This window comes from Serratia sp. DD3 (genome assembly GCF_000496755.2).
Window position 1 is genome coordinate 15633 of sequence record NZ_AYKS02000055.1, and the last position, 19470, is coordinate 35102.

At 50.1% G+C, this 19470-nt stretch carries 15 protein-coding genes and 1 pseudogene; all 16 read right to left on the reverse strand.

Going from position 1 to position 19470, the window contains the following annotated elements:
* Positions 1-27: 27 nt before the first annotated feature.
* The gene (gene tssC, locus IO95_RS10460) at positions 28-1530 is read right to left on the reverse strand and encodes a type VI secretion system contractile sheath large subunit (protein WP_023488992.1); all 1503 of its coding nucleotides are present in this window, start codon (positions 1528-1530) and stop codon (positions 28-30) included.
* Between the two features lie 3 nt (positions 1531-1533).
* A complete protein-coding gene (gene tssB / locus IO95_RS10465; protein ID WP_023488993.1) occupies positions 1534-2070 on the reverse strand; it encodes a type VI secretion system contractile sheath small subunit in 537 nt (178 codons plus the stop codon).
* A 129-nt stretch (positions 2071-2199) separates the two neighbouring features.
* On the reverse strand, positions 2200-3222 hold the full coding sequence (gene tssA, locus IO95_RS10470) for a type VI secretion system protein TssA (protein ID WP_023488994.1): 1023 nt from the start codon (positions 3220-3222) through the stop codon (positions 2200-2202).
* 24 nt (positions 3223-3246) lie between these two features.
* A complete protein-coding gene (tagF, locus tag IO95_RS10475) occupies positions 3247-3966 on the reverse strand; it encodes a type VI secretion system-associated protein TagF (protein ID WP_037385198.1) in 720 nt (239 codons plus the stop codon).
* A 16-nt stretch (positions 3967-3982) separates the two neighbouring features.
* The gene (gene tssM / locus IO95_RS10480; protein WP_023488996.1) at positions 3983-7621 is read right to left on the reverse strand and encodes a type VI secretion system membrane subunit TssM; all 3639 of its coding nucleotides are present in this window, start codon (positions 7619-7621) and stop codon (positions 3983-3985) included.
* Complete coding sequence (locus IO95_RS10485; protein ID WP_023488997.1) at positions 7621-8832, reverse strand: DotU family type VI secretion system protein; 1212 nt, start codon at positions 8830-8832, stop codon at positions 7621-7623. Before IO95_RS10485 ends, tssM begins: the two co-directional genes overlap by 1 nt.
* A gap of 3 nt (positions 8833-8835) precedes the next feature.
* Entirely contained in the window at positions 8836-10182 is a 1347-nt protein-coding gene (gene tssK / locus IO95_RS10490; RefSeq protein WP_023488998.1) for a type VI secretion system baseplate subunit TssK, read from the reverse strand.
* A 38-nt stretch (positions 10183-10220) separates the two neighbouring features.
* Entirely contained in the window at positions 10221-10754 is a 534-nt protein-coding gene (gene tssJ, locus IO95_RS10495; RefSeq protein ID WP_369794343.1) for a type VI secretion system lipoprotein TssJ, read from the reverse strand.
* Positions 10755-10781: 27 nt separating this feature from the next.
* Positions 10782-11291 (reverse strand): SH3 domain-containing protein, encoded by a 510-nt coding sequence (locus tag IO95_RS10500; protein WP_023489000.1) that lies wholly within the window; start codon positions 11289-11291, stop codon positions 10782-10784.
* A gap of 39 nt (positions 11292-11330) precedes the next feature.
* Positions 11331-11723: a DUF4150 domain-containing protein gene (locus IO95_RS10505; RefSeq protein WP_023489001.1), complete on the reverse strand. Its 393-nt coding sequence runs from the start codon at positions 11721-11723 to the stop codon at positions 11331-11333.
* A gap of 4 nt (positions 11724-11727) precedes the next feature.
* Positions 11728-12336 (reverse strand): DUF3540 domain-containing protein, encoded by a 609-nt coding sequence (locus IO95_RS10510; protein ID WP_023489002.1) that lies wholly within the window; start codon positions 12334-12336, stop codon positions 11728-11730.
* A gap of 11 nt (positions 12337-12347) precedes the next feature.
* Complete coding sequence (locus tag IO95_RS10515; protein ID WP_023489003.1) at positions 12348-13418, reverse strand: pentapeptide repeat-containing protein; 1071 nt, start codon at positions 13416-13418, stop codon at positions 12348-12350.
* Positions 13415-15955 (reverse strand): DUF2169 domain-containing protein, encoded by a 2541-nt coding sequence (locus IO95_RS10520; RefSeq protein WP_023489004.1) that lies wholly within the window; start codon positions 15953-15955, stop codon positions 13415-13417. Before IO95_RS10520 ends, IO95_RS10515 begins: the two co-directional genes overlap by 4 nt.
* 174 nt (positions 15956-16129) lie before the next feature.
* Positions 16130-16510, reverse strand: coding sequence for a hypothetical protein (locus IO95_RS25590; protein WP_037385201.1), 381 nt, complete (start codon positions 16508-16510; stop codon positions 16130-16132).
* 22 nt (positions 16511-16532) lie between these two features.
* Complete coding sequence (locus IO95_RS10530; protein ID WP_037385204.1) at positions 16533-18890, reverse strand: type VI secretion system Vgr family protein; 2358 nt, start codon at positions 18888-18890, stop codon at positions 16533-16535.
* 282 nt (positions 18891-19172) lie between these two features.
* Positions 19173-19470: pseudogene (locus IO95_RS10535) on the reverse strand (IS4 family transposase); the annotation flags it as partial.

A 19470-nucleotide genomic window follows, 5' to 3' on the forward strand; every position in this document is an offset into this window, starting at 1 on the left:
TGTGGCTACCGGGTGTATGGTAATCACTTATGCTTCGTTTTGCTTAAGCGAAGGCAGTTTCGAAACCAGACGCAGTGAGACCGTTAAACCTTCCAACTGATAATGCGGCCGCAGGAAGAATTTAGCGCTGTAGTAGCCAGGGTTCTCTTCAATTTCATCCACCAGAACTTCGGCTGCGGCCAGGGGTTTGCGTGATTTGGTTTCTTGCGAGGAGTTGGCCGGATCCCCATCGACATAGTTCATTATCCAATCGTTCAACCAACGTTCCATATCGTTTCGCTCACGGAAGGAGCCGATTTTATCGCGGACAATACACTTGAGGTAGTGCGCAAAACGGCAGCAGGCAAACAGGTATGGTAGACGAGCGGCAAGCTGTGCGTTGGCCGAGGCGTCCGCATCATAATACTCTGCTGGTTTTTGCAGTGATTGTGCGCCAATAAAGGCAGCAAAATCAGAGTTTTTACGGTGGATCAGCGGGATAAAGCCATTCTTGGCCAACTCGGCCTCACGGCGATCACTGATGGCAATCTCCGTTGGACACTTCATATCGACACCGCCATCATCGCTTGGGAAGGTATGGCATGGCAGGTTTTCTACCGCTCCACCGGACTCAACGCCACGGATTGAGGTACACCAGCCGTATTCCTTGAAGGAGCGGTTGATGTTAGTCGCCATGGCATAGGCCGCGTTGGTCCAGGTGTAATGATTGTGGGTCGTGCCGTCGGTCTCTTCTTCAAAATCGAACTCATCAATTGGATTCGTGCGGATCCCATAAGGCAAGCGCGCCAGAAAACGTGGCATTGCCAGGCCCAGATAGCGCGCATCCTCAGATTCTCGCAGACTACGCCAAGCAGCATATTCGGTGTTTTGGAAAATTTTTGTCAGATCGCGCGGATTGGAGAGTTCTTGCCATGACTCCATTTGCATCACGCTGGGGGCAGTACCGGTGATAAATGGGCAGTGGGATGCAGCACCAATCTTGGCCATTTCACCCAGTAGTTCAACATCTTGCGGGCTGTGATCAAAATAGTAGTCCCCGACCAGGCAGCCAAAGGGTTCACCACCAAACTGGCCATACTCTTCTTCGTAGATTTTCTTGAAGACCGGGCTTTGGTCCCAACCCACGCCCTTATGGCGTTTCAGCGTTCGTCCCAATTCCTGCTTGGAAATGCTCATGAAGCGGATTTTCAACATTTCATCCGATTCAGTGTTGTTGACCAAATAATGCAGGCCATGCCAGGCACCTTCCAAGGTCTGGAAATCCTCGTGATGGATAATTTTGTTGATCTGCTGTGAGAGCTTCTCATCAATTTCAGCGATCAGCGCCTGGATGGTGCGATACGCATCGGCAGAAACTGTGACGGTATTTTCCAGCGCTTGATGGGCTAACGTTTTTACCGCAATTTCTACGGCTTCCTTAGCCTGCTCTGTTTTTGGCCGAAACTCTTTATTCAACAGCTCACTGAATTCATCGCTGGAAAAAGTTTCGGTTTTCTGCAACATCTGTTGCTGCTGAGGCAAGTTGCTCATCGATTAATCCTCACGTTCGTTGTTGTCATCTTTTGCGGCAGGGTTTGGAGCTTTGCTCAGGGAATCCAGCAGGGCAGGATTTTGCAAGATCTGGGAGATCAGCTGTTCTGCGCCGTTCTTGCCATCCATATAGGAAAGCAGGTTGGAAAGCTGAGTCCGTGCTTCCAGCAGGTTATCCAGGGCATCAACCTTGCGAGCAATCTCGGCGGGTGAAAAGTCATCCATGCTTTCAAACGTGAGATCTACGTTCAACTGGCCTTCACCCGTCAGGGTATTTTCTACTTGGTAGGCAACGCGCGGCTTCAAAGACTTCAAACGCTCATCAAAGTTATCAATATCAATCTCCAAGAATTTACGTTCATCAATGCTGGGCATCGGCTCAAGCTGCTTACCGGCGAGATCTGCCATCACGCCCATGACGAAAGGCAACTGGATTTTTCGCTCGGCGCCGTAGATTTCAACATCGTACTCAATCTGTACACGTGGTGCGCGGTTACGGGCAATAAATTTCTGTCCACTACGGGATTTCGAGTTTGACATGAGTAACTCCGTCTAATGATTATTAAAAACTTTCCTATACAATGGGATAGAACTGTTTTAAATTCTGGCCTGCATTTGCCAGGACTGGCGGCTACAGGGGCATAAAATGCTCAAAGATAAATTAGGCTGTCAGCTGTTTTCCTCATTTCCCGGCACACCCAAAATGGTTTCCAACTGGCTCAGACCATCGGGAGCCAAATCGCGGACGATTTGCATAAAGTCCAGCGTGATCAGCCGTTGTACCCGTTCAATCATCAAGGGGGCCGGATGGCTGGGTTCATGCTGGTTAAAGTAGAGCTTCACTTTCTCCAACATGAGCTGAGCCTCGTCGCGAGACTGGATCTGGGCACTATGCCAACTGAATGTCGAGGCGTTGGAGGGCGCAGAGGTTATTGCTGCTATTGGCGCCTCCACCGCATCTTCCACAGGGAGTGGTGCTTCAGCCGTGGGTTGACAACTCTGGGCGAGTGTGCGGAACAGGTGTAATAGGCCATCCATTTCTGGCAGCCCGTTGTCGCCCAGATGGCGAGAAATTTCAGCGCGGAGGTCAGTTAATGTTTGATACAGCGTGATCAGCAACTGAGATACTGGCTGTGACGCTTGCGCGAGTTCTTCCCGCAAACGAGCGCGCCCACCAGGAAAGCCGGGAACCTCCTGTTTGCTACCCTCCAGCAGGGAACAGGCGTCGCGCAGAGAAATTTCCCCGGATGCATTTTTCAGCAGACTGGCAGTGCGGATGCTGGATGTCAGTTGGGTTTTATCCCCTAATCCTGCCAGCACATTGATACGAAACAGGGGGTCGATTTCGCCATCAAAATCCAGTGCGGGCAGTAACGGATCCCAATAACGAACCAGTGCTTGGTGGATCAGCATCAAACCATCGGCGTAGCCAGACAGACCACGGATTTGTGTCCAGGCCTGAGTGAGTTTGAGCATCACCCGCAGATCTTTGGTACGTGTCAGCAAGGTGGTAGCCAAACGTTCTACTTGCATCCAATCCGGCGGTTCAGCCGCAATAATGGTGCTGCCGAACTGTTGCTCGGCTTTGCCTATTGAGGCTTTATCCATCGCCAAAAAATCGGCGTCATACTCGAGATTATCGCCACAAGGACCATCATGACTGATTGGAGCCAAAAGGATATCGATATCCATACCGCACCTTTAAAGAAAATTTGTTTAATCAAACAGTTGAGGATACTGTCCACCACGACCAGTCCTCGACCGACCATGGGGGTTAAACAGTAATGAAAACAGTTGCACGTTAAGGTTGCCACTGTGTACGTGAGTAAAGAGCGGGTGGCCGTCGGCCTGATTGGTCCACCAGTAACTGCTGTATTGCGTCGGTTCAAAACAGTCGGCAACCTGTTGCCAGGTCAGCCGGTTTTCTGGCTGCTGCGGCAAACCGATAATGGATAAAATATCTGACTGCTCTTCATTGAGGAGAATGGAGAGCGCTGGAATGGCCAGTAGTGAATGGTCAATTTGCTCCGCAGAGAAACCATTGCGCACTCCATTTAGTAACGTATGTCCGAGTTGTTTATACCAATCAGCGGCGCCATTCAATTGCTGCTTGTGCCAGTCATTCAGACTCCACAGGCGTATCGCGCAAACGGGGTAATAACGGCCAACGCGATCACTGGCGGGCAGCAAACATCCCATTTGAACATACTGGTTGCCCAACGTAGCGGGTATGACAAAATTCCAGACAGGTGCATGACCAAACGGGTGTTTGCCATCGTTGGGCAATTCCTGCTGCAGGTTTAACAAGCCGCTGCGAAACCAATTGGCCCAACGGTTAATCACTGTATTGGGCAAGCGACGCTGAAGAAAATCACCCTCAGCCGGAATTTTTCCATACCAGCCAATAGACGTCGTTAGGTTTTGGTTGCTATCCATCATCATCACCTCTCGGCTACGGGCAGGAAAATGCAGGTAGCTGGAAAGGATTTCGAATGCTGTTGGGGGTAAACTCCAACGTCACACTATGCCCATCCAGATTAAAGGTCGCCTGACGGCCTAGATTACTGCTATCGGTAGAGGACTTTGCCCGATCAACCATACGGTTGAGTGCCCAGGGGCCGCTGGTCACCATGCTGGCAGTGGTTCCATTAGCCAGTGACAATTGCAAATGTACCTGGTTGGTATTGCGGATGCCCGGCCAACTCACCACCAACGGAACCTGTGGGCCATGACTGTACTTGAACAACTGGCCATCAATATCCAGTATCAGGTTCAGGATATCGTTATCCATACGTACCGGACGCACGGTAACGCGATAAGAGGGTACCGCAGTGCCGTTGGCAAAGAATGCATCTCTGATACGTTGTGCCTGTTGAAATGAAGGTAGGATACCCTCTCCTCCAGGCAAGGTTTTACCATCTACACCTGGTGTAAATCGCCAGGTAGGGTGTGTGGTGTCCACTTTACCCTGTAGGTTGTCACGGAAAAAAGTGTCCATCAGGCCGGTATTGGGCGCAAACATCCGAGCCAGATCATCCGGTGTCACATCCTGCGCTGAACGCCGGTTAAGCGGGTAACGACCCGCAATAGCCTGACGACAGAAACTGCCAACTTCTACCTCAATGCGTTTTTTGACATTTTCCATCTCTTTGCGCTGAGCATCACTACTCGCCCCGATAGCCAACGACAGCAGCATTTGTTTGAAAGGGACCGGTAAGCGTCCTGACTCTGCCTGTAAACGTGGAATAATATCGCTGGGAGGGATCGCCATACCGCTGTTGGTGGCACCCTGAACGGCGGTCAGATAACGGTAAAGATCATCAACCTGTTTCAGTACCGCATCAAAGGGGATGGCTTTGCTACCTTCTCCCTCGCTCTGCGCTAATTCCAGCAAAGGCGCAAAATGTGCCATGACCACCTGTTCCGGTTGCGCGGACACATCCCCATCAACATTGGCTGGGCGGGTGGTGAACAGCGTCTGCAGGGTGTGATTGGCCCCCTGATTTAACTTGTCTCCCGTTTTCCCTAGCAACGATCGCTGGTCAGCGTCACTTTTATCATCACGCAAGGTGACATATTTTCTTATATTCACCAGCAGGTTACGCATTGGAGAAGGATTGCCAGAAAGCAAGCGTGCACTGTTGATGCGCTGACTTAACTCACTAATATTTGCCAGTCGTATATCCGCCAGCAGCTCATCCCAAACGGTAATAAAGTCCTGCATATAAAGCTGACGGACTGTTTTTGTCAGGTCGGCACTGTTTTGTTCCGCTGCCGTTTGGGTATTCAGTACCCAGATATCTTCCTGCCGCAGTGTTTCCGCAACCTTGTTGATATTGTTATCAAATGCGCTCCAATAACCCTGTGGAGTAAAAAGCCCTGGGATGCCATCGGTTACCGGTTTACCACTCTGGCGTGAAAACGCTAGCTCCGCCTGCGGCCCAGCTAAATCCACCAAACTCACCGGTTTGATCTCGGTTTGTTTTAACAGCAAACGCTTCAGGCGGCTATAGACCCGCTGAGGCAGAGGCGAGCGCCCCAGTGCGTATTGAGCCTGTGCCACTAAAGCTTCGTCTTTGGCATAAGGTGATGACTGAATTTGACCATCCAGCAATTGGGATAAATGCCACTCCAACTGTTGCAACTGTTGCTGGGTGGTACCTTGGCGCAGATTACGTTGCTGGTTAAGCATCACCCAGGCACGCAGAAACTCTCCGTCATAGTGCTTTGGCAGATAGAGCATTTGGTAAGCTTTTAACGCTTCGTAGCTGAAATCTGCATCGCTGTGATTATCATTGCGCAGTGTATTGGCAATCTGTTGTGCTACCTGTGGCAGCAGGAGCTCTTTCAGTGCCTTCTGGTATAACGCATTGCTGGCATTGCTGATTTGAGCGCCCCGGTACAATCCCATACGGTAAGAAAAGGGCGGATCTTGCAATGAAAAATGCTGGCTTTCAGGCAAGTTCGACAGGTTATTAAGGAATGGGATCAGCGTTAATATATCCCCTGCCTCCAGTTGGGTCAGCCCCTGCCCTTGGCTTGCCACCTGGGGCACTTTGGCCGTTATTTCTGTCAGGTACTCTTTATTATTGCCATAACTGGTGAACCAGACTCCCCCCAAGATAACCAGCATGATACCCAGAGTTATATAACCAGCCCAGTGCAAGGCTCGGTTACGGTATTCCCACCAGCGGTTGCTACCTGCCAGGCCAGCCTCTTGAAAGACCACCTTTTCCAGCATGCCTTTCAGGAAGAAACTCTGTCCTTTGGTTGTCGGCACTGGCGCTTCCTGGCTGACACTGTTCCAGTGGGTATGCCCCTGGTTGGCTGGCTGATTGGGGGAGAGTTTTAAATAGCGATTCAATTCGCCCATCACGCGGTCAAAAGGCAATCCTTCCTGAGTCCCACTGGTGAAATAGATGCCACGGGGTGTGAAACAGGTTTCAAAATTGGAGCGAGTGAAGACGATATCCAGATATTGGTTCAGTAAAGGGCGTAGCGCCGCAAACTCCTGTGGGAACAGATAGCACTCCGCGCGTTGTCGAGCATCGTGTTCAAACAACAAAACCTCTGGCAGGGCAGCATCCAACCGCTGTTGCAGTAGGGTATATTGCGATTCTAAAGCCTGTTTAAGGGCAAAGTCTGCCTGGCTAGCTTGCTGATAAGGGAAGGTAAATCCCCAGATTTGATCGCGCTGTGCTTTATCAAACTTGCTGAAATAGGCCATAAACCCATTCAGCAAATCGGTTTTAGTGACCATGACGTACACAGGAAAACTGATACCCAGTTGCAGATGTAGCTCGATCAACCGTTTGCGCAATGCGCCAGCCTGAATGGCCAGCGACTCGCTGTTTTCACTCAGTAAGTCTGCCACGCTGATGGTAATGATGACTCCGTTGACCGGTTGGCGAGCACGATATTTTTTTAATAGTTCAACGAAGCTTTTCCACTCCTCAGCGTCCTCTGCACGTTGGCTCTCCTGCGTGGTGTAACGCCCTGCGGTATCCAGCAAGATCGCCTCATTGGTAAACCACCAGTCGCAGTTACGCGTACCACCGACACCTCGGAGGGCTGATTTCCCAAAGCTATCCGCCAGTGGAAAATGCAACCCCGAGTTAATGAGTGCGGTGGTTTTCCCCGCGCCGGGAGCCCCAATAATGACATACCAAGGTAATTGATAAAGGTACTGTCGATTGAAGCGGTTCAACCAAGAAGGTTTATCTCCCTGACCAGGTTTAAAGCGGGCTTTTTTTAACAGCTGTGCCGCTTCATCAAAACGCTGCGCCAGTTGGGGATCCTGTTGAGTCTGGCTTTCGACTTCCCCTTTGGGGATTTCATTCGCTGCCCGAAGGTTGCTCAGCAGCCTGCTGTTGAACCAGATACTGTAAATACGAGGAATGATACGGAACAGGATCCAGAGCAGATAAAGAACGCCGATAGCGATCTGCCGATTAAGTTCTGGCTCTAAGGGCCGGTAGTCTCCGATGGCAAGCAGTGGGCCTATCACCCAGATAACAAAGGCTAACGCGGTGATACCAATCGCACCCCATAACAGGCGGCTGGTTATAATGGAAAATAACGTACTGAGCATTATTGTCCGCTTCCTTGCTGCAAGGGGTTGAGTTCCGCCTTTGTGCTTCCTGGCGCAACCAACAGAGTGATTTCGACCCGGCGGTTTAATGCCCGGTTCTCTTTGCTGTTATTTGCCACAATCGGATTACTTTCACCACGGCCTTCAGTTTTAACCCGTTGTGGATCATCCAGATGCTTTTGTAGCTGTAGGGTGACAGACTCGGCGCGCGCCAACGAAAGCTCCCAGTTGGAGGCAAAACGGGCACTGCGGATGGGAACGTTGTCACTATAGCCTGTCACCAGAATTTTGCCGCTGACCTTGTTCATTGCGCGGGCAATCCGCTCAATGATCGCAATATACTCTGGGCGCAAGGTCGTCGCCGCTGAGTCAAACAGTCCATCACCTTTGAGGATCACCACGCTCTGCTGTGCTTCATCACGCACGGTGACTAACCCCTCGGCGATCTCTTTGCGCAGAAAACTTTTCAGATCCAGCATGGGTGGTGCTGCTGGAGCCGGGTTACTGATGGCTATTTGCGGCAGATTGGTCTGATAAATGGAGGCCAGCACCGGGGACATTGCATCATCAAGACGCCAGTTAAGAACAATGAAAAACAGTGAAGCAATAAACCCCGCCATCGCCACGCAAGCCCAGAGTGGAACCCAAGGGCGCCATTTTTTTTGCAATACGGGGAGATCCAGCGCATTTTGTGAGAGCACAGGGCTATAACCGCCACGTACCGAACGTATCAGTTGCAACAGACGCTGCTTGATAGTTTCTAACTGAGAGCGCCCGTTTTCGATGACCCGATAACGCCCTTCAAAACCCAACAGCAGGCAGTAGTTGATCAGCTCCAACAGCTGAATATGTTCACGTGGGTTTTGCGAAAGCTTGGCCAACAGCTGGAAAAACTTTTCGCCGCCCCAGGTTTCATTATGGAAAGTCACCAATAAGCCACTGCCGGACCAAACGCTGTTACTGCCCCAGGGGGTAAGTGCCGCAGACTCATCCAGTGCGGTACACAGACAATAGCGGGCACCAATGATAACTTCATAAGTCAGCCCTTCCCTTTGCGCGCTGACCTCAAAGCGACGTATTTCATCAATCAACTGTTGGCGCAGCTGGGCCGGATCTGCGTGGGTTCCCGATTGACGGATCTGTGAAATAGCATTTAATAAAGGGTTAGCCGAGATAAGCAACGGGTTGCCCCATTGAGTCGCTTGAGTCATAAATCACCGTTCCGTTGGGTTGCGAATGGCCCAGAACTCCATTTCCAATCCCGGGAAATCGCCAGCCAGATGAAGAGCGAATGCGCTGGATTTCTCCATCTCTTTCCACAGATCGCCATTTTTTTCCAATTCGAAATAGGTGTAACCCGCATGATAGGGGATCTGACGCGGAGCAGCTGGCATGGTACGCAAGCCGATGCCGGGCAGTTGGAACTGAACCAGATCGCGGATACGTGTTACCGAGGCAATTTTCATTTGGGCCGGGAATCGGTTCAACAAAGCATCCGTTGTCACGTTGGCCTTTACCGCCAGGACGAAACCAAAATCTTGCACCATCTTGGTGTCCTGAATGGTTGCCACGTTTAACCCATGTGAACGTTCAGTCAGCACTAGCTGAATGGCATTATCTTCCAGCACCACCGAAAGCCCCTGACGCAACATCAGCATCAACGGGTTGAAGCAGAGCGCCAGATTATTGTGGTCATATACTGGCAGTTTTGTTTCTGAGGTGCGTGCTGATGAGAAACTGCTGAGCTCGCTGGCAAACTGTAGCCACTCGGCAAATAACCGTTCTGGATGAAGATGGTTGAGCGTTCTGGCGTGGCTAACTTGTCCCAGATAGCGGTTAATCAACTGCAACAGCATGAAATCGGCGATCTCTGAACTGCCTCTTTGCCCCGACTGCAATAGCCGTTGGCTCATCTGTTGGCTACGTTGCGTCAATAGACCTTGCAGATCATTAATAAAGGTTCTCAGTATCTGACTACCATGGCAATTAAGCATCGGCGGGATAAGGGTAGGATCGAGGCGTAAGTGACTATCGTTGTGGCGCTCTTGCACCAGGCAAACTGTCATTGCCGTCCATTCCGCGTTTAACTCACTTTCAAGCATCAGACGCAACCGTAACTGACCAAACTGCAATGCGGCACTGCCCACTGCAACGGTATTCAAGTCGTTGACATCCGTCTCGTAGGCGATATAACGCGCCAGCGAGCCTGCTGTTTCCTGAAAAATGACCTCTTCAGCACCTGCACGATAGATGGGTAAAGCCAGCACCACTCGCTCCCCCACTTGGTTATCGGCGATCTCCAATGCGGGCAGGATTTGCTGAGCACCAGAAAACCCGAACGGTGTACCGTCCGGCATGATGCCGCTGGCGGCGTTGAGCGCCACTTTACCTTGGCGCAACAGCGTTTGGTCCAGTTCCAGAGTCGAAAAACCCCAGAAATAGCCACAGTGCCCCTGGCCCCAGAGTTTTACATAGTTTTCGAGATAATTTTCTGCCTGTTGGAAATGGTGGGGACGTAAAAACATTCCTTCGGTCCAGACCACCTTATGCGCATTTTTCATCATCGTCCCTCATTGTCATTGTGTTTCAGTAAAACGGATCACTGGCTCTGGCCGTCGACAGCCTGTAGACCGTTAACCCCCGCCACGACATGTGCGGTCAGTTCATCAGGAGATAATTGCCATATTTTGTAGAAGTTTGTTTCGGTGGGCTCGGGCAGTGGCAACGAGATACGCCATGTTTTACCGTCCAGTACCTGGTATTCGGCAATAATGCCGATATAACGGGCATCCAGCGTACTTTTCCCAGCCAGGGCTTTGCCTTTTTGCCCCGGACTCAGGAAAAATTGATCGCTATCGAGCAGGCTGTTACCGAGTACGCTTTTCGCATCGGCTTGCAGGCTAAAGAAATCGCTTTCCATAAACTCAGCATCAGAACGTAGCAGAAATACGCGGACTTTGACCGGGGCAGGAGGTTGCCCAGTAGCGCTGTTCATTTGCTGCTGTGCATCAAAGGTCAGGCTGTAACGTGATGGCACACTTTTCGCCGAGGACATACAGCCACCGAGCATAAATATGGCAGAAAGCAACAGCAGCAAGTACCCACAGCGCTGAACGGGTTGTGATTTTATCATGGTGTTTTTCCGCTCCCCCATTACAGATTACTCAAGGACCCAAGTGTCTGATTTAGTTTCTTTACAGGCTTTGCTGCCATTCCCGACGTCGACGCAACTTGCTGCGCGTTTGGCGGCCTTGGCACGGCGTGCACGAGGACGATCTTTAAGCAACGCGGCCCGGTATTCACTTTCAGGCACTCCCGCATTCCTTTGGACATAGCCGATAAGTTGCCCCTCACTCTCCATGGAGATAGCCAACCATTTGTTTTCAACCTCGCCCAAGGTGATGAACGGGGTAGCGTTTTCCAATTGGCCAAGCACTTTACCGCTATAGCTCGGTTTACTCATGATACTGGCACCGTATAAGCTGCGGTACTGCTTATTAATTGGCTCAAATTGTTCAGGCGGGGAAATAATTGCACGGTGGGTTAATGTCACCCCATTCACCTTGTGGCTGACCAAAACGTCGTCAGGGTTCACTGGCTTTGAACGTGGAGCACAGGCGGAAAGGAAGAGAGCAGTAACAAGCAGCAATAGCGGAATCCGTATTTTCACAATAACCTCTAGGTGTCTTTTCTGTTTAAAACGAGTTAGTTAGGGTGCAAGCAGCAAAACTTTCAGTTGGCTGGGTACGGTGCGCATACCGACCATATTAGTTGAATTCTGTAGGCTGACACTGGTCAGGCGTGTTGCCGGTGTCCCCTTAAACAACACGGTAAATGCGGCAGTAATATGCCGTGATGGGCCCATTACCGTGCCCGAAGCCACCCCCGTTGCTACACCCACGTTATCACCATTGGTTAGGGGGGTGACCGTGGCCATGTTATGCGCCGGCATCCCCATAAGCAGAATGTTGTAAGCGTTCGGTATGGCGGTTACTCCCACAGCCACATCGGGATAGGGGATCGGTGTTGGCACTGGCGTTGGCGTCAGGCAGACATCAGGAAACGCCAGATCGATACCCATCAATTGGCAATTGGCAAACATGGTGTTACCCCATATGGATTTGTTCTGAATCGATTTTAGTAATGGCCTTGGAGGTGATTACAGTGTTCTGCGCATGCATGCGCAGATAATCCTCGGCCTGCATATCCAACTGCCCTGCGCGCACCTGTTCCATTTGGGTGGTTTTGCGCAACAGCCGGTGGCTGATTTGAGTGACACTCTGCCAGATAGACTCGCACTGTTTACCGACGATGCGAGACAGGCTGACCCAAGCAGTGACCGACTCACCGCTGTAGTTCATGGCATCAATGTGGCAATCGCTGGTTTTTGCCGTGATGTTCAGCCCCTGGCTTGTCAGGCTGAGATTGCCCCCTGGGGCAATCTGTAAATCACCCTCGACGCTGAGCACCGTAGGCTGCTGGCCTTCCGCCCGTTCCAACACGGCCAATAACCACAACTGCCCCTCAACGCTAGCAATCAATACCCGATCGCCGAACTCCGGTGCTATCAGACAGCTGGCTGCACGGCGACAATGCCAGCCGCGGCCTTCGCTCTCGACCATCATCGTACCGTCGTTAAGCAGATTAACCACTTGCCCGGCAGCCTGTTGCGGCGGGGTTGTGGGGAGTGTGTAAGAGGTTATTGCATTGGTCATGATGTTCCTTATCAGATTCGGCTCTGGCGCTGAGCGCTCCAGATTTCTGCTGAAAACAATTCAGGATCGTTCTCCAAGATCCCTTGGCGATCAGAAAAATGAGCACCCATTTGGTGAGCGCGATGAAAGCGAGTCCGCATAAAATGGGCCTGACGAAAATCGGCCTCTCTAACATCAGCGTAAGAAAAATCTGCGTAGGTCAGATCACTGCTATTAAATAAGGCTTCCGCTACACACGCCTGCTGTAAGACCGCTTGAAACAGCCTGCAATGAGAGAAATCAGCGCGATCCAAGTTGGCTGAGACAAAAATAGCCTGATCGAACTGACTGTTCTGGCAGCGGGTATCGGCCAGATTGGCGCTGATGAACAGGGCCTGGCTGGCATTAACGCCCTGAAGCAGGGCTCGTTGTAGAGAAGCCCCTTTGAAATTGCATTGGATAAGCTGGCAATGGGAGAAATCTGTCTCATCCAGTCGGTTGTCAGTGAACTGACAGCCCTGAAAATTCTGATGTTGATAGTTTTTACCGCGCTGATCGCATTCAAAGAACGCTGCCCGATCGAACTGGCTGGCAGCAAAATCGGTTTCACGCAGATCGAGGCGAAAGAAGGTTGTCAGCAGGCTGTTGATGTTATCCAGCTTTGCCTGCAGCAGTGACGACTGGTAAAAAGTGACTCGATCCAAATGAGCATGGCTGAAGCTGGAGCTTCGCAATGACCCCATCATAAACTGTGTTTTATCATGCTGGCTGTGGCTGAAGTTGGCATTATTCAGCAGGCATTTGTTAAAGACACATTCGGTGACGGTGGTGTGATTAAATTGGCTGTTGGCCATCTCGCACTGATTGAACACTGTTTGCTTCAGCTTGGCTTGCACGAAACTGGTCGCGGTCATTTGGCATTCACTGAATGCGGTCTCGTGCAGGTTGGCCCCGCTGAAATCTACGCCACTGAAGTCAACTTCGCTAATTATCCCGCCAGAGAGATCTAGCCCCGCCAGCGATTGACCTGCAAGAGAGACGCTTTGTACTGGTTCACCCTGCTTTATTTTTTTCTGAAATTCTGCGGGCGTCAGCGTTTTCATATCAGGTCCTTGTCACGCTTTGGCAGGGTCTTGGTTCGCTGGGTATAAGCACCATCAATCTTGGTGGTAGCATCAATCGTTGATTGCGACATATCGGTTCTAAACAGGTTGGCCCCACGTAAATCAGCGCCGCTGAAATTACATTTTTGCATGAGAGCACCCATCAAGTTGCTGTCATTCAAGCTGGCTCCACGCAGGTCGGTACGCATAAACAGGCTGCCGATAGCATTCATTTTGCTCATATCAGCGCGCTGGCAGTTGGCCTCACTGAGATCGCTGTTATCCAGTTTTGCCCGATGGAAAGAAGCACCGCTTAATGGCATTTGCCGCAGATTGCATTGGCTTAGCGTGGCATCACGGAAATCCGCTCCGCTGAGCAGGGTCTGTGCAGCGAAGGAGCAGGAGACCATGCTTGCCCCCTGGAAACGGCTACCTTCTGCCTGGGTGTCGACCCATGAACACCCCTCTAGCGTGGCATGGTCAAAGACGCTCTGCTCAAGGGTGCATTTGATAAACGCCACCTTGATCAACTCGGCATGGGAGAAATCCATTGCTGGTGCGGTCAGCTCCATGAGAACCATGTTTTCAAGCCGGGCATGGTGAAAACGGCATTGGGAGAGATAAGTCTGGTACAGCATCAACTCACCCAACTTGGCGTTATCAAAGATGCAGTTTTCCAACAGCGTTTGGTGTAGCTGTACGTTATTTAGACTGGCACCAGTAAAATTGCTATCGCGACATTGCGCCAGTGACAAACAGGCCTCATCCAGCATCGCATCACACAAAGAGGCTTGGGTGATATCTGCCCTTGCCAGCATGGCTGAACGGAAATTGGCACCATCCAGTTGGCAGTGGCTAAGGTTGGCGTTTTCCAGCAGCGCTTTCGATAAATCTGCACCGCGTAGATCCATCCCGGAGAGATCGGCACCGGTAAAGTCCAGGCCACTGAAGTCTCCCCCCCGGCTCATCGTCACCTGAGCACGGTTGCGGATAATCTGGGCGATATCCCCGGTTAACCGGATGGCTGGCCCTTGCGCCTGTACCGACATCAGATACATTTGATGCAAGGCCTGCCGGGTTTGCTCCAGTTTTTTCTCTGACATGCCGTGTTCATTGCGATGAATCATATCCAGTATGCGGTGCATACTTTCCGGGCCTTTAGGGCCTTTATCAAGGTCACACGGCTTATCTGGGTCGATCCCTCGCTCGCGCATTTTTTCATACGCCTGTTCGCGCATTTGCTCGGCCTGCTGCTCCATTTTTTCGACGAACTCGGCCAAGTCTTCCAGTGCTGGCAAAGCGGCAGGTTCAAATGCCGGGATGATATCCTTGATATCTTGGCCCCGTTGTTCCAGGCGTTCACGATGCTCTTCACGCAGGCGTTGCTCACGGTTTTGCATATTGCTGCTCATCGGGCTCTCACTGACCGGGAGATCGGTATCCAGCCAGGGGCCAATGGCATTTTCGGGCAGCAGGTCTTTTTCACGGAACGCGAACAGCGCGCCTTTCTCTTTATCCATGCGTTGGCGCAGTACCTTGCGGTAATGGCTGACCGGGCGCGGCGAACCCTTACGTTCAAGGGCTGGCATCATTTGTAACACGTCGGCGGCGTCATCTTCATTGATGCGCGCGCTGCCGTGCCAGATCAACAGCATCTGCTCAAGATGCGGGAAAAACCACACCGTTGTATTACGCAGAGCAATTTCTTCAAATACCTCTTCATCGCCCCGCAACCGGTTGATAAAACAACGGGAACGCCAAGGGGGAAGATGCCCTTCCTGTAATGGCTTTTCCGGGTGCATATTCCAGATGCGCCACGGTGCTTCGGGTGGCAACTCATCGAGATTTTCCCACCACTGATCCTGCGGCGCGGCATTAAACAGACGCCAGTCAATATCACTCGCAAAGCCGGGGAACTCATGTTGTAACCAGTGCGCGTCATACTTTTTCCCGATGCGGGAAAAGCGACGTGGCCACATCAGATCCAACGCCCCAAAGCTCTCAGGTTCGGGTTTCTGGCGCGGAGAGGTCAGGCGATGGTGTAATGGTTCGATATTGGGCAGACGGTGAATTGGCGTGTTTTCAAATGATTCTGGACTTGCTCCGATCCCATGCGGGTTTTCGGGGTATTGCGCCCCGCCGAATGCACGGCTCCAGTCCAGACGCATCTGTTGAAAAGGGAGGGGTGAGGACGGGGTATTGTTCACCCAATGGCGTTCACCAAAGGCAATCAAGGTTTTTTCCCGTTGTTCTACCTGGATCCTCACTGCACAGGCAGTTTTATCCTGCTGGTGCTGGGTGTAGGCATAACCAGTAGCAAGAAATTCTGCACAGGCTTTGGGGATCGCAAGATCAATAACGCCCCCGCTGGTTTGCAGTTCCTTTTCGGCAAGCTGCCACAGTTCAGGTTCCGGACGCAGACGCGGAGTGCTCCCCATATCGGCTAATGCCAATACAGAGACCCCAAGATAGTTTTTTTCCTGCCATCGATAGGGCCGACTCAGCACGCTAAGCCGTAGCGGTTTGATGATTTTCATTTATTGTTGCTTCCTGCACAAATATGAGTCGTTTTTTTTAGAAAAGATACCTTATAAAGGAAAGTGTTTTTATTAGAAAGCACTTTGCTGATTTTTCCTGTAACACTAACAATACTCTCATCACTTTTGGCGATAAGTTTGAAATATTATTGTGAGTGTTTTTGGTTTTATTAATCAGTATTCTATTTTCATAACTACCATTTTCTTTCCGTTTGGACTGCATTTTATATATATTATCATCCCCCTTTGTATCATATGCATCTCACCAGGCCTAATCAGTGCCTTAGCTGAGTACAATTTATTCCCTTGACCATAGTTGGCGTAAAAATACAAATCATAAAAAAAATCATTCCCATAGGTTATATCGGTCTGTTGCCATGATTCCAGTCTGTGCTTATGAATATCCCCCTTCCAGCTATTTTTTTTTAACCACGCTCTAACCTCGGGGATTTTCTTGTTGCCATCTCTAAATCCTATATAAAATAATAATGGGATAATAATGCTTGAAATTATGCCAACCCAAGAGAGGATTCTAGATATGGGATCGATAATCATAGCGAGTGCTTGTCTCCTGTTGTTAAGTAATTACGATTAAAGCAACAGCCAGAATGTTTAATTTATAATTGTTAATCGTCGTGAATGAATTTACAATTTCAACACCCTTGGCTTTGACGCCAAATAAAGTCTTGGTATTCGCTCTTATAGTGAAGCTATTAGACATTCCAGTGGCGGTACTACTCATCCCGGAGACTCCAATTGAATTTCCAGTAAACACGACGTTATTTGCAGTAAAACTTTCACTGAAGATTGTCCTGGAGAATTTATGAAATGTAACTTTGTTCTCTTTGGGGGTTTGATAATCTATTGCGACGTCGCTTTTTACTACTATACCGTCTGCGCTGTCTAAAGTGTAGATCCCATCCTTAACAGTTATAGATAGATTACCTATGATGTCGGTCTTAGCATCGCCAGTGATTTTTTGTATTTCCCCCCCAGAAGTAATCTCAAGCTCCCGCCCGGTATCAATGGTCTCGGTTAGTTTTCCTGTTGTTGTTTGTGTGATGTTTCCGGTTAATGTCTGCGTGATATCGCCAGTAGTTTTTTGCGTTATATTCCCGGTTGTTGTCTGGTCAATATTTCCAGTAGTGGTTTCCGTAATATTACCCTTGAACGTCCTATTAATATCATCAGTGATATTAACAACATCCCCACCGCTTTTTATCGTAAACTCGCGGCCTTTGCTAATATCAACCTGCTGCTTATTATTAAAGGTGTTTTTCTCGAGTTGTTCAACGGTGATATCGCGTTTTGATTGATATGCAAAGATGGCATCGCCCTTCACGGTATCAAACTGCTGGCCGCCGATAACAGTGGTTCTGGTGCCGTCAATGGTAATATATTGATTACCCTCGACAGAGATATTCATCTGGTCTTCCGCATGCATATCAAATGACTCGCGGCCTGGCGCATCTTCAAAAAACAGATAGCTGGCATTCTCTGCGCTGCCATTGGTGCTGCGTGACATAAAGCCCATTTTGGTGGCATCGTTCGGTAGATCCCAAGGCGGCATGCTGTCTTCGTTGTAGACGCGGCCAGTGATCAGCGGTCGGTCAGGATCGCCGTTGATAAAATCTACCACCACCTCTTCACCTACGCGGGGAATTTGTACACCACCGTATTTCCAACCAGCCCACGAACTGGAAACCCGTACCCAGCAGGAACCACTATCATCCCCTTTACCATGCCGATCCCAGCGGAATTTTAATTTTACGCGGCCATACTTATCCGTCCAGATGGATTGTCCCTCCGGCCCCACAACTTCTGCGGTTTGCGGGCCATGCGTTTTTGGCCAGGGTGTGATACGCGAAGGACGCCAGTTCACGCTACTTGGCACAACGGTGAATTCGGTATGCTGGTCGCCGCTGCCCTGGTCACCACTGGAATAGCCGCTTTCGGTCAGAAAGTAGCGCGCTTCAACCGTCAGATATTCGCGCTGATCCTCCGCCCTTGGGGCATTGGAAAGGGTGAAGGTATGGCCAGGGGCAATACCCAGAGTAGAACCATCCCCCATCATTTTTTCGTGTTGGGCTTCAAATTCTTGTTGGCGAACACGAACGTAAAATTGGCCATGATCGTGGTCGGTAAAATGCCCTGGCCAGTCGAACACTTCGGCTTTATCACCAGCAAAAGAGGTTGGGTTCTGGCGGGTTTCTAGCAAACGTGCACGGGGCTTACGGAAATCGTAGTCATCAAGGCTGTACAAACTTGGGGTAATGGCGTCGGAAACGCTCCAGCTTTGGATCCCATTGGCATTATGGGTACTTTCCCCAGTTTCTGTAAGCAGGTACGGAATAAATTCGTAACCTTCAAGCTTGGTGTGCGCCTGCGGTTCATCTGCTAACACGAGGGTATGATTGCCCATCTCGTGACGGAAATAGTAATAAATCCCTTCGTGTTCCATCAGCCTGCTAATGAAATTAAAATCACTTTCCTGATACTGGACGCAATAACCCCACTGGCGATAACTCCAGGTAAGTTTATTCTCTAGTTGGATTTGATAGTCAGAAAGGATACTGGAAATGATCTCAGGGACGGTCTTTTCCTGCCAAATGCGGAAATCCCTGTTTTGGGTCAGATACCAAAGGCCGGGTTGAACCGTTGCGCGGTAAATGTAATAGCGTTCACCACTAGACTCTCTGCCAACGAGCGTCATGCGAGTGATGTAACCATTTAGATATCGGGAAGGGAGGGGAGACGAGCGTAGTTCTACGGTTAAAGCTTTACCTAATAATTCTCTGAGATTAATACTATTACTAGTGCTTAATACTTCAACTTCAAAAGAAAACAGCTCAGAAATCTTTTCATGTCCGACAAGGGATTTAAAAAGCAGTACATTACCGGCAAGCGGTGTATGTACCAAAATGACTCTATTCATTGAATGTCCTCATCCTTTAGACATGGCTACCGCACGGAATGCGCAATAGCAGACTCCTGTCATAGTGGCTTTTTAACAAAAATCCGAGAGTATTACTTTATACTCCCCAAATAATTATCATAAAGTTTTTCTGCTTGTTTGCAACTATAACATAAGCAATCTTTTATCATCCAGGTCCCACATTGCAGTCCGCAAGGTTCTGTCGCATTAAGACGTCGTCCGGTAACAGGCTGTTTTTTACGATGTGGCCTGCCCCTCAGAGATCCCCTCATTTTTAGAGACTCAAATAATGCCAAGTGTGCGGGTATATAACCGATGCTGCCTCAGGTAATAAGTAAACTTCTCCATCAACAATATCGCGTAGGCTTCTTTCATTTTAGGCAGTAATTGATAGTAGATAACACCTTGTCGGAAAAATGAATATGTTCGGCTTTTGCTGGTATTGACCTTGATCGTTCGCTCCAGACCCGCGCTGTCTCCTGCCTTGCCCAGCAGCGTCAACAGGACTATCGCCAGCGCACTGAACAGAAATAATCGATCGCGTCTTGCCGGATTTTTGATCCGAACCTGACCCATTCCC

Coding starts and splice junctions, on each gene's coding strand:
- tssC (WP_023488992.1), bottom strand. CDS start 1,530: ATGAGCAACTTGCCTCAGCAGCAACAGATGTTGCAGAAAACCGAAACT.
- tssB (WP_023488993.1), bottom strand. CDS start 2,070: ATGTCAAACTCGAAATCCCGTAGTGGACAGAAATTTATTGCCCGTAAC.
- tssA (WP_023488994.1), bottom strand. CDS start 3,222: ATGGATATCGATATCCTTTTGGCTCCAATCAGTCATGATGGTCCTTGT.
- tagF (WP_037385198.1), bottom strand. CDS start 3,966: ATGGATAGCAACCAAAACCTAACGACGTCTATTGGCTGGTATGGAAAA.
- tssM (WP_023488996.1), bottom strand. CDS start 7,621: ATGCTCAGTACGTTATTTTCCATTATAACCAGCCGCCTGTTATGGGGT.
- IO95_RS10485 (WP_023488997.1), bottom strand. CDS start 8,832: ATGACTCAAGCGACTCAATGGGGCAACCCGTTGCTTATCTCGGCTAAC.
- tssK (WP_023488998.1), bottom strand. CDS start 10,182: ATGAAAAATGCGCATAAGGTGGTCTGGACCGAAGGAATGTTTTTACGT.
- tssJ (WP_369794343.1), bottom strand. CDS start 10,754: ATGATAAAATCACAACCCGTTCAGCGCTGTGGGTACTTGCTGCTGTTG.
- IO95_RS10505 (WP_023489001.1), bottom strand. CDS start 11,723: ATGTTTGCCAATTGCCAATTGATGGGTATCGATCTGGCGTTTCCTGAT.
- IO95_RS10510 (WP_023489002.1), bottom strand. CDS start 12,336: ATGACCAATGCAATAACCTCTTACACACTCCCCACAACCCCGCCGCAA.
- IO95_RS10515 (WP_023489003.1), bottom strand. CDS start 13,418: ATGAAAACGCTGACGCCCGCAGAATTTCAGAAAAAAATAAAGCAGGGT.
- IO95_RS10520 (WP_023489004.1), bottom strand. CDS start 15,955: ATGAAAATCATCAAACCGCTACGGCTTAGCGTGCTGAGTCGGCCCTAT.
- IO95_RS25590 (WP_037385201.1), bottom strand. CDS start 16,510: ATGATTATCGATCCCATATCTAGAATCCTCTCTTGGGTTGGCATAATT.
- IO95_RS10530 (WP_037385204.1), bottom strand. CDS start 18,890: ATGAATAGAGTCATTTTGGTACATACACCGCTTGCCGGTAATGTACTG.